The 13454-nt window shown below is 69.2% G+C and carries 15 protein-coding genes and 1 pseudogene; 5 read left to right on the plus strand and 11 right to left on the minus strand.

All coding sequences use genetic code 11. The annotated features are described in order from the left end of the window. Positions 1-235: helix-turn-helix domain-containing protein (locus tag EOT10_RS38630; RefSeq protein WP_148671505.1), on the minus strand; the 235-nt coding region annotated here is incomplete at its 3' end. A 51-nt stretch (positions 236-286) separates the two neighbouring features. On the opposite strand from EOT10_RS38630, the gene tnpA reads away from it, so the two are divergent. Both tnpA and EOT10_RS38640 read left to right on the plus strand, forming a co-directional pair. After that, positions 287-715 (plus strand): IS200/IS605 family transposase, encoded by a 429-nt coding sequence (gene tnpA, locus EOT10_RS38635; RefSeq protein WP_127833065.1) that lies wholly within the window; start codon positions 287-289, stop codon positions 713-715. Positions 716-864: 149 nt separating this feature from the next. Continuing rightward, positions 865-1728, plus strand: a complete 864-nt coding sequence (locus tag EOT10_RS38640; RefSeq protein WP_127833066.1) for an NAD(P)-dependent oxidoreductase — start codon at positions 865-867, stop codon at positions 1726-1728. A gap of 22 nt (positions 1729-1750) precedes the next feature. On the opposite strand, the pseudogene EOT10_RS38645 reads toward EOT10_RS38640, so the two are convergent. From EOT10_RS38645 to EOT10_RS38685, 9 genes and pseudogenes are all read right to left on the minus strand, one after another. After that, positions 1751-1948, minus strand: a pseudogene (locus EOT10_RS38645) (FG-GAP repeat protein); the annotation flags it as partial. A gap of 144 nt (positions 1949-2092) precedes the next feature. After that, positions 2093-3118 (minus strand): DUF2599 domain-containing protein, encoded by a 1026-nt coding sequence (locus EOT10_RS38650; RefSeq protein WP_127833068.1) that lies wholly within the window; start codon positions 3116-3118, stop codon positions 2093-2095. A 119-nt stretch (positions 3119-3237) separates the two neighbouring features. After that, on the minus strand, positions 3238-3663 hold the full coding sequence (locus EOT10_RS38655; RefSeq protein ID WP_127833069.1) for a hypothetical protein: 426 nt from the start codon (positions 3661-3663) through the stop codon (positions 3238-3240). Positions 3664-3908: 245 nt separating this feature from the next. Beyond that, positions 3909-4163 (minus strand): hypothetical protein, encoded by a 255-nt coding sequence (locus EOT10_RS38660; RefSeq protein ID WP_127833070.1) that lies wholly within the window; start codon positions 4161-4163, stop codon positions 3909-3911. A gap of 462 nt (positions 4164-4625) precedes the next feature. Beyond that, on the minus strand, positions 4626-5276 hold the full coding sequence (locus EOT10_RS38665) for a vWA domain-containing protein (RefSeq protein ID WP_127833071.1): 651 nt from the start codon (positions 5274-5276) through the stop codon (positions 4626-4628). A gap of 14 nt (positions 5277-5290) precedes the next feature. Further along, a complete protein-coding gene (locus EOT10_RS38670; protein ID WP_127833072.1) occupies positions 5291-6451 on the minus strand; it encodes a hypothetical protein in 1161 nt (386 codons plus the stop codon). Then, positions 6448-7680: a protein phosphatase 2C domain-containing protein gene (locus tag EOT10_RS38675; protein ID WP_127833073.1), complete on the minus strand. Its 1233-nt coding sequence runs from the start codon at positions 7678-7680 to the stop codon at positions 6448-6450. Before EOT10_RS38675 ends, EOT10_RS38670 begins: the two co-directional genes overlap by 4 nt. Next, positions 7677-8093, minus strand: coding sequence for a hypothetical protein (locus EOT10_RS38680; RefSeq protein ID WP_127833074.1), 417 nt, complete (start codon positions 8091-8093; stop codon positions 7677-7679). Before EOT10_RS38680 ends, EOT10_RS38675 begins: the two co-directional genes overlap by 4 nt. Positions 8094-8102: 9 nt before the next feature. Then, positions 8103-8816 carry a hypothetical protein gene (locus tag EOT10_RS38685; RefSeq protein WP_127833075.1) on the minus strand — a complete coding sequence of 238 codons (714 nt, stop codon included), beginning with the start codon at positions 8814-8816 and terminating at the stop codon, positions 8103-8105. A gap of 213 nt (positions 8817-9029) precedes the next feature. On the opposite strand from EOT10_RS38685, the gene EOT10_RS38690 reads away from it, so the two are divergent. The 3 genes from EOT10_RS38690 (at position 9030) to EOT10_RS38700 (ending at position 12558) form a co-directional block, all read left to right on the plus strand. Next, on the plus strand, positions 9030-9773 hold the full coding sequence (locus tag EOT10_RS38690; protein ID WP_223281466.1) for a Crp/Fnr family transcriptional regulator: 744 nt from the start codon (positions 9030-9032) through the stop codon (positions 9771-9773). A 149-nt stretch (positions 9774-9922) separates the two neighbouring features. Beyond that, positions 9923-12286 (plus strand): hypothetical protein, encoded by a 2364-nt coding sequence (locus EOT10_RS38695; protein WP_127833077.1) that lies wholly within the window; start codon positions 9923-9925, stop codon positions 12284-12286. A gap of 35 nt (positions 12287-12321) precedes the next feature. Then, positions 12322-12558, plus strand: a complete 237-nt coding sequence (locus EOT10_RS38700) for a hypothetical protein (protein WP_127833078.1) — start codon at positions 12322-12324, stop codon at positions 12556-12558. A 61-nt stretch (positions 12559-12619) separates the two neighbouring features. Here EOT10_RS38700 and EOT10_RS38705 read toward each other — a convergent pair whose 3' ends face one another. After that, the gene (locus EOT10_RS38705) at positions 12620-13414 is read right to left on the minus strand and encodes an FHA domain-containing protein (protein ID WP_223281467.1); all 795 of its coding nucleotides are present in this window, start codon (positions 13412-13414) and stop codon (positions 12620-12622) included. Positions 13415-13454 lie beyond the last annotated feature (40 nt).

Raw genomic sequence — 13454 nt, forward strand, 5'->3', positions numbered from 1 at the left:
CCTGCTGCGACGAGAACGACCAGCGGCCCTGACGTTCCGGGGCGAACGCCCGGATGTCCTTGAGCTGTGCGGACTGCTGCCCGTACTTGATGCTCGTCTTCGAGACGTGTCGGTAGGCGTCGCGGCGCTCCTGCAGCGCACCGTTGTAGAGCGAGCAATGATCGCGCAGCATCTCGCCGAGCGCTGCCGCCTGGCCCACGGTGGGCCGCATGAGGAACTTGTACGCACGGATCATCCAGCCCACCCCCCTTCACATCGGTTCGCGTGATCTTACTACACTTGGTGTATGTCACCACGCTGGGAACCAAACCCCGATATTCGAGCTGGCCGTCACGTCGCCCACAACCTGCACGCACACTTGGTGTTCGTCACCAAGCACCGCAAGGACGTCTTCGATGACGCCATGCTGAAGCGGTGCGAGGAGATCATGCGGGAGGTGTGCGCCAGCTTCGAGACGGAGCTGACGGAGTTCAACGGCGAACGCGATCACGTACACCTGCTCGTGCACTACCCGCCGAAGGTCGCCCTGTCCAAGCTGATCAACAGCTTGAAAGGTGTCAGCTCCCGATACCTGCGAGCCGAGTACACCGGCCGTATCAACCGCATCGGGCTGGGCTCCGTGTTCTGGTCCCGGTCCTACTTCGCCGGATCGTGCGGCGGCGCACCGATCAGCATCGTCCGCCAGTACATCGAGGACCAGAAGCACCAGATCTGACCTCACCGAAGACACGGAGAGAACTCCGGCACTGCGCGCCTTCGATCCGAGGATGCGTATCCCTCCTCGCCTGAAGCCGGGGATACCCACGCTAGATCAGGGATGGCATCCTTGAACCGCTTTAGACGGTTCAAGAAGGGGCGCTTGGCGTGAGCAGCATCGCGGTCATCGGTCTGGGAGCCATGGGGAAACCCATCGCGCGCAACCTCGTGAAGGCGGGCCACGACGTCGTGGTGTGGAACCGTTCCGACGGGCCCACGGACGAACTCGTCGCAGCGGGCGCCCGTCCTGCCGCCTCGGTCGCGGAGGCCATGCGCTCGCCAGTGGTCTTCTCGGTCCTGTCCGACGACCGGGCCGTCGCCGAGACGTTCATCGACTCAGGTGTCCTGGCCCAGACCCCTGGCGGGACTGTTCACGTCAACCTCGCCACGGTGAGTGCCGACCTGGCCCGCCGAGCCGGCGCAGCGCACGCCGAGCATGGTGTCGGATATGTCGCGGCACCGGTCTTCGGCCGTGTTCCGGTCGCCGAAGCCGGAGCACTCAACGTCCTTGCGGCCGGTGAGAATGCGCTGCTCGACCAGGTGCAGCCGTTCTTCGACGTGATCGGCTCGCGGACCTGGCGACTCGGCGACCGTCCGGAGCAGGCCAACATCGTGAAGATCCTCGGGAACTACCTGATCGCCTGCGCGATCCAGTCACTGGGCGAGGCCGTCAGCGTCGCGGAAGCCGCCGGTGTCGACTCCGGGCAGTTGGTCGAGCTGTTGACCTCCACACTCTTCCCCGGAGCCGTGTACACCGGCTACGGGTCGATGATCGCCGAACGGCGCTACCGGCCGGCCGGATTCACCACAGTCCTGGGCCGCAAGGACCTCCACCTCGCGCTCGATGCAGCGACCGACCAAGACATTCCGCTCCCGATCGGTCAACTGCTGCGTGCTGTCTTCGACGAGGCCATCGCCGAGGGTCGCGGGGCGGACGACTGGGCGGTCATCGCGGAACAGCAGCCGCGGTGACTACCGCCGACCAACGGACGCCCGGGGTGGAGACGACCAGGTCGGTGTAGCCGTCCTGGTCGTAGTCGACGGTGGCCGGCGACTGACCGAAGCCGTCGTTCGGCTTGGCTCCGCCGGGCACCCGGCCCAGGTCCTGGTCGATCTGGGCCGTGCTCTCGCTGCCGCCGTACACGACCCGCACCAGACCGGCACCGGCGTCACCGCCCAGGCCGGCAGGTGGCGGATGTTGCGTACCCGCACCCGCACCCGCACCGGGGCCGCGGCCTGACGTCCGTTCAGGCGGGCGTGCGACTGCCCCGCGGCCGGTGTGGCCCGCGGGGCAGAACGCTCGGGTGGCGCGTACGTCATCCTCCGGACGAGTTGGTCACCACTCGCCGGGGCCGCCGCCCGGGTTGCACTTCTGGTTGACCGTCTCCCAGTAGCCGACGTCGGGGCGCCACTCGTCCAGGTTCCAGGTGGGCTTGTTCGGGGAGTAGAGCGCGACGAACTGCTGGTGGCAGATGTACTGGTTGCGCATGCTGCCCAGATTCGTGTTCAGACCGCGGTCCTTGTACTTGTCGTACAGCTCGTCCCAGCCCGCGGCACCGACGAGGTAGCCACCCGCGTTCGCGCGCGCCCAGCCGGTGGGTGTGACCATCAGCGTCCAGCCGCTGAAGTCGCTGCTCCATTCCCAGTCCGCGTGGTCGATCAGGTCGATCCACAGCCAGGGGTCGGCGACCACGGGATAGGCGGTGGACCGGTCGTGCGGGACCACCTGGACGACGGTGTCGCCGCGAACCTTGTAGTGCGTGGGCACGCTGCGCCCCGTGGCGTCCTTGGCCCACGGTGCGCTGAAGCCGCCGCGCGGCGTGCCGCGGGCGTCGAGGACGACGATGCCGCCGCCCTTGGCGAGTGCCAGTCGGCCGCCGGCCGGTACGTCGACGGGGTAGGCGAACTCGGACGGCGCGCTGTTGTCGCGCAGAACCGTGGTGATGCGGACGCTGCGGTCGAAGGATTCGACGGCGAGGTCGGTCGCCTTCGCGGTGTTCCGGTACGTCGCTGTGCCGTTGCGGGCGACGGTGGCCGGGTGTGGTGCACCGTTCGAGGGCAGAGCGACGGAGAGCCGGCGGTCCGGTCCGGTACCGCTGCGGCGGAGCTGGACCTGGCCCGCGTCGTCGGCCGGGATCCCGATGGAGACGGACCTTCCTTGTGCGGTGATCTGCTCGGCGGCTTGCTGGACGGGGATGCGGGTGCTGCCCGCCGCGTCCGGGGCGACGTGCTTTATCTGACGGACGATGCGGGCGGCGGCCGCCTGGTCGGTGTCGCCGGTGCCACCCGCGCTGTCGGCCAGGGCCTGCGGGGCGGAGGCGAACATCAGGGCGGCGGAGATGATGCCAACGCCTAAACGCATGCGTGATCTCACTGCTGTTCCTTTCAGCGGTCAGAATGTGGCACGAAGTGTCGAGGGCATGACAAGCCGCGATCGGTCGCGAGGGGCCGATCTCAACGTCTGCCTCGAGGTGGGGCGATTCAGGAGTCCGGAAGGGACAGCGTGCCCGGAAAGTTCTTCAGGTCCGTTGCTGGATCCGGACGCCCCGGAGCGTGCTGGAACTCGTAGACGAGGAATGCGTGCCCGGCCTTGTAGGGCTGCTTCTCGGTGCGCAGCTTCCCGATCAGGCCGGCCCTGTTGGACGGATCGGCATCCGCGCGGATGCCGAACATGCGGTCGGACTTCTGGCACGTGAACACCCAGTTGTCTCTGGCGTCCAGCCGGTAGTCCTCGAAGCCGTCGCAGTGGGCACGATCCGCCACCACTTGGGCCAGACTCCGGGCCGAATCCTCATCCTTGGGCCGGCTCCCCAACGACACGTCGGAATGCCCGCAGCCCGCCGCCAGCCCCGTCACCGCGACCACAACCACAGCGCAGAGACAGGCTTTTGCCGAAGCGAAGTGCACAACGCCTCCCCCGTCAGGCCATCAGGCCCTCTTTCGTGCATTGCCGTCCAATGCAAACGAATTGACCCTACAGTCGAACACAGGAGAACCGGCCATTCTGGTTGTGAATGCAAACGGCGGGCCCGGTGACAGACCTGAGAGCTTGGTAAACGATGAAGAACCTGCTGAAGCGGGAGCAGCTGCGCCGGAGGCCCTGACCCGGGCCCGGTTCGTGCTCTGCGCCCCACGAGGATGCCGACGGCCATTCAGCCCGCTCGGACGAACTCCATGTCGATCGAGTACATGAACTGGCCGACGCTCACGCACTTCCAGCCGACGGCTTCGACGGATCGCACGACCAGGTCGATCTCCTTGCGGATCTTCTTCATGGGGTTCCTGAGCCGGGCCATGGCTCGGGGGTCGATGTCGATGGACGCTTCGAAGGTGTCGTCGCCTTGCGCGTGTGCGTGCCTGGCGTCCGCGACGAGTTTCTGCATCCGGATCGCGTGCAGTATTCCCATGTGCGCCTCCCGCTCTGGGCTGCCGCGGGCCCGTTCGGCTTCCCAAATGCCTGACGGGCCCGCGTGATTGCTGACGGAAAATCTTCTTCGGGTGGTTGTTCTACTGGACGCGGTCGTGGCCGTAGCCGTGGCCACTACCGGTCGTTGGACGCACCGCCGGTAGCGATGGCGTGGTCGCGGGTTTGGGCAGGTGGGTGGGTGAGGTCGGGGGCGGGCGGTCTGGCGACGGGGCCTGGGGGGTGCGGGGGCGGGTGTGACTCGGGTGCACCGTCGTCGACGGGTGCGAGCCCCTTCCGTCTCCGCTTTCGCCCCCGCTTCCGGCCCCGTTCGCCGAGGAGCCGAGGAGATTGCCCGTCACCTGGACCGCGGCGCCGCAGACGAGCAGGGCTGAGGCCAGCACGGTCAGTCCGACGGAGGCGCGCAGGGGCCGGGATGCGGTGGAGCGCGGGTCGATGTCCGTCATCAGTCGACGTATTCCTGGGCGACCTCGACGTACTGGAAGCCCCTGACGTCGGTGGCGATCTGCATCTGACCGGTCTTCGACGAGGCGATCAGGGTGTTGAGCAGACCGGTGATCGCTGCGCTCAGCGCCGACTCGGTGTCCGAACCGTCGGCGATGAACAGCGCCTTGGTCGCCACCTGTTCCAGCACGTCGCGCTTCGCGCCGCCGAACCCGTAGGCGATCACGTGAGGGTGGCGCGGCCAGTCCCTGTCCACGAGCTGGCGGAAGGCGTCTTGCCAGCGCGCGTCGGTCGGACCGCCGTCGGTCAGGAAGAAGATCGTCGGCCGTAGCACGTCGAGGCCCTGCATCCGCAGGTTGCTGACGTCCTGTTCGATGCACTCCCGCACCCGGTCGAAGGTCTTGCCGTACTCCGTGCGCCCGCCGCAGATCACCTCGGGCATGGCCGGCACCTGCTCCATGTCCGACATCGGGATCACCACGTGCACATCGGTGGAGAAGGCGACCACGCAGACCTGGGCGAACTCCGAGACGCGGGGGTTCGTCGCCAGGTTGTAGTGCAGACGGGCGAGGGTCGCGTTGAGCACTCCCTCGTGCGGTTTCATCGACGTGGACGCGTCGATCACCACGTACGTAGGCAGGCAGAGTGACATGGTGCACCTCTGAGCTAGTGGTTGGAGGCGATGATGATCAGCAGGATCAGGCCGATGACGACCAGGACGATCCAGCCGGCCGCCGCATCGGTCTCGGGTTGCTTGGCGGGTGACGGCTCGGGCTTCTTCTCGGGCGTGTGAGGCTTCTTCTCTGGCGTGTGGCCGCTGGTGGAAGGCCGCGGGATCGGCTGCGTCGCCTGCGGAGGCAACGGAGGCAGCTCGGTGCGTGCCGGACGAGGAACGGTCCTGAGATAGGGGCCGCTGTTCAGTGCCTGGTTCAGCTGAGCGGCCGAGGGCCGGCGTTCGCGGTCGGTCGCGAGCAGCATGTCGAGCAGTACTTCGGAAACGGCGGGCTGTTCCTGCCAGGGGGACGCGGCGACACGGTGGAACGTGTGCGCGTCACGCCGGCCCGTCATGCATTTGGCGACGAGGAGCCCGAGCCGGTAACGGTCGGTGTACTCGTCCGCGTCGGTGCCCGGCGGTGTGAGCGGGTCGGCCCAGTTCGGCTGGTGGATGTCGGGCATCTTCTTCGGCTGGCACCCGTCTACATCGATGAGATAGACGGAGCGCTGGTCCGGGCTCCAGAAGGCGTTGGAGAACGACCAGTCCGAGTAGACCAGGCCCAGGTTCTCCAGGATCGCGGCGAGCGCTGTCAGTTGGCGACAGGCGGCGAGCCTGCCCGGGGAGCCGGGGGAGGGCAGCCCGACGCCCCGGATCGACTCGTCGGACTTCGCCAGCCAGTCGATCTCCACGAAGCGGCGCTCGCTGAATTTGCCGCGCCGCAGCTCGGATCGGTACTGCTCGGGAGCCATCGGGATCACGCAGCCGACGGCCGGGTTGCCGGGCTGGTGGATCCGGGCCGCGGGCCAGCAGGTGCCGGCGTACAGGAGCGCACGATCCGCCTCCGGCAGCGTGTCCGGAGCCGAGATCAGCAGGTCGAGCCGGTGGGCGTCCTCCGGGTGCTGGTCCGGCCGGTAGAGCTTGGCCAGCCAGCCGGGATGGTTCGTCAGTGGCTTCACGGCGATGGCCTGGCCGTTGTGTTCGGAGATCGGCTCGGCCAGTGGTCCGAGATCGCCGACGCTCACGGTCCGTGGCAGCACCCAGCCCCGCGGATCGGCCGCCGGGCCGGTGCCGGCACTGTCGTCGGCGCCGCCGATGACATGGGGTTCTGTCATGACCGGTCACCGTTCCACAGCACGACCGCGGTGCGGTCGTCGAGGCACTGCGGCGCGTCGAAGCCGACGTCGGCGGTGAACCGGGTGGCCGGGACCGGCGCGCGCCAGGCGTTCGCGAAGTACTCGTTGATATTGCCCGCCGGGTCCGCCCACGCGTCGCCGATCCCGTCCGTGACCAGGGCGAGGGCGGTGCCGGGAGCCAGCGTGACGTAGTGGTCCCTGGCCAGTTGCGGTGTGTCCGGCAGTCGCCCGGCGACCTCGTTCGAGACCACCGCGGCCGCGCGGTCCTTGGCCTCGCCGGCGGAGAACCGCCACAGCGCATCGTGCGGGTCGAGCGTCCAGGCGGAGCTGTCGCCGAGCCACGAGATCCAGGCCTTCGCGACGCCGTTCGCGTCCGGCTCGGCGAGCACCGCGGTGATCAGTACGGTGGCCATGTGCGAGGTGCCGACACCGCGGCCGGCCGCGTGCGCGGCGATCGATTCCGCGATCCGCCCGTACAGCTCTTTGACATCGAGCCCGTCGAAGCCCACGGTCGCGATCTGCTCGCGCAACAAGGTGACGGCCTGGCTGGAGGCCGTGGTGGCCCCGGCGTCGGACCAGGCCGCACTGGACAGGCCGTCGGCCACGGCCACGATCGCGTGCCGGCTGTCCGGGCTCCGCCCGATCCGGTAGGAGTCCTGGCGTGGTTCGGCGGGTCGGCCGCAGCGGTGGCCGGGGCCGATGACGGAGGCCGCGCGGAGGGTGAAGGCGCCGACCGTGGCCTCGTCGGCGGCGATCCCGTTCTGTACGGTGCGCTCCGGCAGCAGCCAGGGGTAGCCCTGGGCCCGGGCGCCGTCGCCGAAGCGGGGCACGCTCAGATCGGTCGGCCGCTCGCGCAGGAACGGCCGGGGCCTCGGGGGCTGGGGCTGAGGTTGTGGCACTGCCGGTCCGGTGGCGTAGCGGCAGATCGGAGCCGTTGTGCCGGCCCCGGATTCCGGTGCGAACCGGTCCCGGTCCCAGTCCCGCTCCCGTCCCTGCTCCCGGGCCGGCGTTGCGGCGGACTCGGACCCCAGTACGGCCGCCGCGCCGACGACACCCACGGCCGCGAGGGCGAACACGTCCACCAGTGGGCCGTATCGCCGATGCGGCATGCTGACCTCGATGAAGGCACCGATGACGATGGCCACGAACAGCACCGCCCGGAACCGCCCGTCCATGAGTCTGCCCGGCCGACTGTCGTGCCGGCTCACGGCCGTTCCCTGGAATCGCGGGAGTTCGGCCCGGAAGCGAAGTGCTGAGTGCCGTGTTGCACCGCGAACACCTCACCGGAAGTGGTGGCGGAATTGACCTGGACCACGATGTCCGGCCTTTCTCGGGATCGCAGCGAAGCCAGGGCCATGACGTCCTGGGCGAGATCCGGGTCCCGGTCGAGCAGCTGGGCCAGGGCTTCGGTCCAGTAGTCCACTGCGCCGGCGTCGACCGCTCCCCTCGCGGCGGTCGACGGCCGGTTCAGTGCGACGGACAGCTCGTTGCGTCGGCTGCCGCGTACCTGCGCGAGCAGGCGGTCCATCAGCCTCTTCGCCTCCTGCCAGAGGTCGGTGCCCATGGCGGAGACCAGAGCGGTGGCGCCGCTCGCGGCCAGCTCGGTGAGTTCCTCGTTCATCAGCGCGTATCAATCCCGGTCGTTGTGACGGATGTGCTGGTCGCCCCGGTGCACGGCGAAGACCGTTCCGTTTCCCGTGGCCCGGACGACCTGTTCCACGGTCCGCGGCTCGGGCGGCGCGGGCTGCTCACCCGGGCCGGAATCCCGGCCGGTACCGACCTGCGGCCCGACGGGGCTGCCCGGGTACCAGAGCCAGGCCCGCGCGGCGTACTCCTTGACCCGGACGTCCGCCGCGGTGAACGCGTCGGCTTCGAGCCCCTCGTGGCCGTGCCCGACTGTTTCCTCGTAGAAGTGGTGCGAAAGGATCGCGGCCAGCGGGGTGCCACCGGTACCGGCCAGGGTCGCGTGCCGCAGCGGGGCCGAGTCGAGCAGCCGGGCCAGCGCCTCGAAGGGGGAGCCGGAGACGGTGCCGTCCGGATCGAGCCGGATCTCCCCGGCGTGCACCGCGGCCCGCACCCGCAGTTGGGTGTCCGCGCCGGCGTGCCGATTGTGCTCCCGGATCCGTGAACACAGTTCCGGGAGCAGCGGGAACAGCAGCCCGGCCTTCGGCAGTGCGGCCGGGGCGACGAGCCGGCAGCCGTCGCCGGTGTCGGCGAAAGCGAAGTCCCGCGCGTCCAGATCCGCCACGCGCAGGGCGTCGAACAGCGCGGAACGCAGAACTCTGCGGATCTCCTGCAGCCGCTGCTCGCCGCGGCCCGCGGAGCCCGCGATGTCGCATGCCATCAGGGCTCGGTATTCGTACCTCGGATTCACTGTTCCTCCGCGATCACGACGGGCGCAGGCAATTCGACCAATTCGACGATCGAGTTGCTGTCGCCCGGACTGTCCGGTGTCGACCAGATCATTGACGAGACCGTAGAGGAGGGGTCCCCGGGTAGAACGGCTACTAATACGGCTTGTGCGGCTTCGGCCGCACGAGGAAGAGAGGTGTGGCCGATGAGCAACACACGTGTTCGCGGGGCCGTGGCCTACTGGCCGTCGGCCGGGCTGCTCGGCCGGGTCGACGACGCCGACCGCGGCATCCTCATGGGGCTCGGCCACGGCGTGGCCTACCCGGCCGGCCAGATCACCATCCGCGAGGCCGACACCACGGACTTCGCGCTGCTCCTGCTCGGCGGCATGGTGAAGGTCACCGCACGCGCGCAGGACGGCCGCGAGGCGCTGCTGGCCGTGCGGATGGCCGGGGACCTGGTCGGGGAGTTCGCCGGGATCGACGGTCAGCCGCGCGTCGGCACCGTGACCGCCTGCGGCAGGGTGCTGGCCCGCTACATACTGCGTTCCGAACTGCTGGAGTGCACCAAACAGCACCCCGCCATAGGACTCGCACTCAGCGCGAGCGTGGTGGCCAAGCTGCGCACGGCGACCGGCCGGATCGTCGACTTCACCGGTTGTGACGTGCTCGGACGGCTGGCCAGAATCCTGCACCACCTGGCCGTCACCTACGGGCGTCCCGGCCGGCCCCAAGCCCAACTCCCGCTGTCACAGCCGGAGATGGCCACCCTGGTCGGCGCGGCGGAGTCGTCGATCCACAAGGCCCTGCGGGCACTGCGGGAGTCCGGCGCCGTCACGACCGGCTACCGGAGGATCACGATCCTCGACCTGGACCACCTCGCCCGGATCGCCGTCGAGACGGGTGCCGACGGACCGCCGGGGATCTCACCGAACACGTCGAACACGTAAAAACGCCAGGTTCGCACGGCGGGGCGGCGCCAGCCTGACCGAAAGCCGTGGCCCGGGCGTTGGAGAGGACGAAGAAGCGGATGGCAGAGAACAACGGTGCTTCGGACCATTCCGGACGGTTCCGGTCCGGACGGATCCGGACCGGTGACGTGTCCGGAACGATAGTCATCGGCAACCACAACACCGTGAACAACCTGAACATCACCGCCGAGTCCGGTTCGACCCTCACCGTGCACGGGGGACCGCTGCCGGATCCGGTCAGACGTCCGTCGATCTCCCAGCTGCCGAGGGCCACCGCCGAGCCCCTGATCGGACGGGCGCGCGACGTGCACGTACTGCAGGAGGCGGTCAGGACCCGGCAGTTGGTGCAGGTCTGGGGCGAGTCCGGGGTCGGCAAGAGCGCGCTGCTGCGCCACCTCGCGTGCACGATGGCACGCGGGCCCGAAGGCACGGCCTATATCGAAGCAGGCGGTCGTACGGCTGATGACATCGCGCAAGCGATCTTCGACATCAGCTTCGAGGCGCCGAACTACAAGCCGTCACGAGAGGTGTTGAAGGAGCACCTGAAGACCCTGCGGCTGCGGATCTACCTGGACGACGTGGGGCTCGACGAGAACGACCTGCGCCGACTCGTGGACATGGCCGAGCACTCCACGTTCGTCTTCACCGCGCGGCAGCGGTCCGCGGTCGAGGGTGTGCACGCGATCCAACTCGCAGGGCTGACCGCCCCGGCGGCGGCGGAACTGGTGGCGGCGCTGCTGTCCCGCGAGCTGCGGCCCGACGAGGCACCGGTCGTGGCCGCGCTGCGCGACGCGGTGGACGGCAACCCGCTCCGGCTGCGGCGCATCGCCTTGTCGGCCGCGACCGGCAAGGGCCTGCCGGGCATCGCCGATCTTCCCGGACTGCTTCCCGCGCTGCTGAACAAGCTCCAGCCGCAGGAGCGCGACCTGCTGTACCTGCTCGGTTCGCTGTCCGGCGCCGAGTTGGCCCCCCGGCATCTCGACGATCTGCTCGGCCGGCGGGACACCGGCGCGCTCGCCGACGGTCTGGTGCGACACGGACTGCTGCTCGCCACGGAGACCGGCTACAGCTGTCCGCCGGATGTCGCCGCGTGCGTGCTGAACTCCCGGAAGACGGAGTTTCCCGCAGATCGGCTCTGCCGCGCGTTCACCGCGTGGGTCGAAGCGCGGGACACCACCCCTGACGACGTCGCGGCGCACTTCCAGGCCCTGGATGTCGCGGTACTGCGAGCGGAGCGGAGCGGACACGCGCGGCTCGGCGCGGCGCTGGCCCGTGCCGCCTCGCCGAAGCTGGCGCTGTCCCGGCAGTTCGACGCGTGGGGCAGTCTGCTGGGAGTCGGCTGGGCTGCGGCGAAGAGTGCGGGGGACAAGGCGGGGGAGGAGTTCTTCCTGCGGGAGGCCCGTGCCCGTAAGCGGGCGATCGGGCGGATCACGCAGGCGGCGGTCATGGGGATCGGGGCGGGCGTGCTGATGCATGAACTCGTCGCCCTGCATGCACATATGGCTGGTAGTCAGATCGCTGCCGCGATGTCGGCGGGTACGCAGGCGATCCCCGCGGCCATCCAGGGCGCGGCCCAGGCGCCGGTGACGCCGGTGCTCGTACATGGGCCTGCCGCCACGTCCGTCGGAACGGCTCACGCGCCTGCCGCCACGTCTGTCGGGGCGGCTCACGCGCCTGCCGCCACGTCCGTCGGAACGGCTCACGCGCCTGTCGCCCACGTGGTGAGGCCGGTGATCGACATGTCCTCGGCCTCCGTGCCGTCGCATGCCGCCACCCACGCGGCCCATGCATCCGCGACAGCCGCACAGGGACCACCGCCGATCGACCTCTCGGGCTCGGCGGTGCACTCTCACCCTGCCACCACGTCGGCCGCGGGCACGAGCCACCCGGCGCTCACCGCCGGTGGTGCCGCGAGCGCCAAAGGCGGAGTGTCGGCGCTGGCCCTCGCCTGCACGATCGGCGTCGCGGCGGTGCTGGGCGTGGGGGCCATGGCCTACGTGAACGACCAGCCGAGCCCATCTCCCACCGTCGCGGCCGACCCGATCGGCACGCCGGGCCCGATCGACGACACCTCTGCCTCGGCCGACCCCGTGTGTGCGAGCGTGCTCCCAGACCTGTCGTCGGAATCCGGGACGTTCAACACCGACAGCGCCCTCGCGAGCTCCGCCATCGATTCGTACAACACGGCCGTGGCCTCCTACAACTCAGGCGCCACGTCCACTGCTCCCGACGACAGCATGTTTCTCACCGAGACCGGCACCGTCGTCAGTGATCTGGAAGCCTTCGAGACCACGTTGCAGGAGGCCACCGCGCAGGCCCAGGACAGTTCTGTGTCATCGGACCTCGCCGACATGCTGACCGCCGCTCGGGACATCAAGAGCCAGTACGAGTCGTTCGGGGGCGATCAGGGAAGTTCGCAGATCGACACGACGAGTCAGGTTTCGGACCTGAACTCGGCCTGGTCCAGCCTGCAGACCGACTGCGGCGCGTGACCTTCCGCTCCAGGACCAATCGAGAAAGGCCGGCCATGTCCGCGGAATCAACCCACGGAGACATCCACACCGGGGACGTCTCCGGCATCTTCGTCGTAGGAGACAACAATCGCGTGACGCACACGATGCGTCACCCTGAGCAGCCGCAGCCGCAGCCGCCACAGCAGCAGAATTCAGCCGAGGGCCAGGCGGCCGTTTTCGCGGTCGAGCACGGCACCATGCACGTCACGTACAACGCCGCCGCCGCCGAGCGCCAGGCGGAAGATGGCTGAGTAACGCCGCGTGCCCCCCGGCCAGTGACCGGCCGAGGGGGTACGCACCTTGCACATCCGCTCAGTCCTTGTCGGCGAGCAGTTCCAGGTCCTGGGCGCTCAGTGTCGCTGTCTTCAGCAGTTCCCGGATCAGGTTGACGCTGAGGGTCGAGCCGACCGGCTCGCCGACCTCGTCACGGAGCAGGCCGCGCACGCCCCGGCGGTGCAGCCGCTCGCGCACGTCCTCGACCGTGTTCGCCACCGACTTGTGGGTCCAGGACTTGGTCGCGTAGAGGGAGGCGTTTACCAGACGGGCCGTGTCCTCCCAGGCAAGCGGGAGAGGGAAGGCGTCGTGGCCCTCCAGATAGCGCCGGGCGAGTGCGGTGAGCACCAGCCGTTCCTGCGGGGAGAGTTCGTAGACCGTCTCGGGATCCACGGTGTCCGCGCCGGTCGTGGACCGGGGGTTCCGGCTGTCCTCGTCCACGACGCGGACCTCCACCAGGTGGGAGCGCCGCTTGGACGAGTTGATCACCAGCGGGGTGTACCCAGGCCCGACGAGCCGCTTGTGGCCGGTGAGCATCAGCACGCCGTCGGGAAGCTCTATCGGCAGATTGCCGGTGTTGACCAGCCACCAGTCGCCGTCCGTCGCCGTGCAGGTGAACACCCCGTGCCGACGGCTGACGGTCGGGTCGTCGACCCCGACGGGCACATGTACGTCCTCACGGTCGCGCCCGAACAGTAACGTGTACCGGCGCGGTGGCACGGCGTACCCGCCCTCCGGGCCCAGTACGAAGATCGTCCCCGGCGGCGCCGAGGGCACCCGGTCGGAGGGGCTGCCCGGTGGCAGCATCTGGGGTGGGAAATTTCCGTTCGCCATGTCACATACCTCCGGATCGGATCGCGTCAGTGTAGGAGCA

Origin of the sequence: Streptomyces antnestii (genome assembly GCF_004005495.1) — a bacterium.
In the GTDB taxonomy this organism is placed as follows: domain Bacteria; phylum Actinomycetota; class Actinomycetes; order Streptomycetales; family Streptomycetaceae; genus Streptomyces; species Streptomyces antnestii.

Bases quoted from the DNA above. Each gene is read 5' to 3' on its own strand.
- tnpA (WP_127833065.1), top strand. From the start codon at position 287: ATGTCACCACGCTGGGAACCAAACCCCGATATTCGAGCTGGCCGTCAC.
- EOT10_RS38650 (WP_127833068.1), bottom strand. From the start codon at position 3,118: ATGCGTTTAGGCGTTGGCATCATCTCCGCCGCCCTGATGTTCGCCTCC.
- EOT10_RS38660 (WP_127833070.1), bottom strand. From the start codon at position 4,163: ATGGGAATACTGCACGCGATCCGGATGCAGAAACTCGTCGCGGACGCC.
- EOT10_RS38665 (WP_127833071.1), bottom strand. From the start codon at position 5,276: ATGTCACTCTGCCTGCCTACGTACGTGGTGATCGACGCGTCCACGTCG.
- EOT10_RS38670 (WP_127833072.1), bottom strand. From the start codon at position 6,451: ATGACAGAACCCCATGTCATCGGCGGCGCCGACGACAGTGCCGGCACC.
- EOT10_RS38680 (WP_127833074.1), bottom strand. From the start codon at position 8,093: ATGAACGAGGAACTCACCGAGCTGGCCGCGAGCGGCGCCACCGCTCTG.
- EOT10_RS38685 (WP_127833075.1), bottom strand. From the start codon at position 8,816: ATGGCATGCGACATCGCGGGCTCCGCGGGCCGCGGCGAGCAGCGGCTG.
- EOT10_RS38690 (WP_223281466.1), top strand. From the start codon at position 9,030: ATGAGCAACACACGTGTTCGCGGGGCCGTGGCCTACTGGCCGTCGGCC.
- EOT10_RS38700 (WP_127833078.1), top strand. From the start codon at position 12,322: ATGTCCGCGGAATCAACCCACGGAGACATCCACACCGGGGACGTCTCC.
- EOT10_RS38705 (WP_223281467.1), bottom strand. From the start codon at position 13,414: ATGGCGAACGGAAATTTCCCACCCCAGATGCTGCCACCGGGCAGCCCC.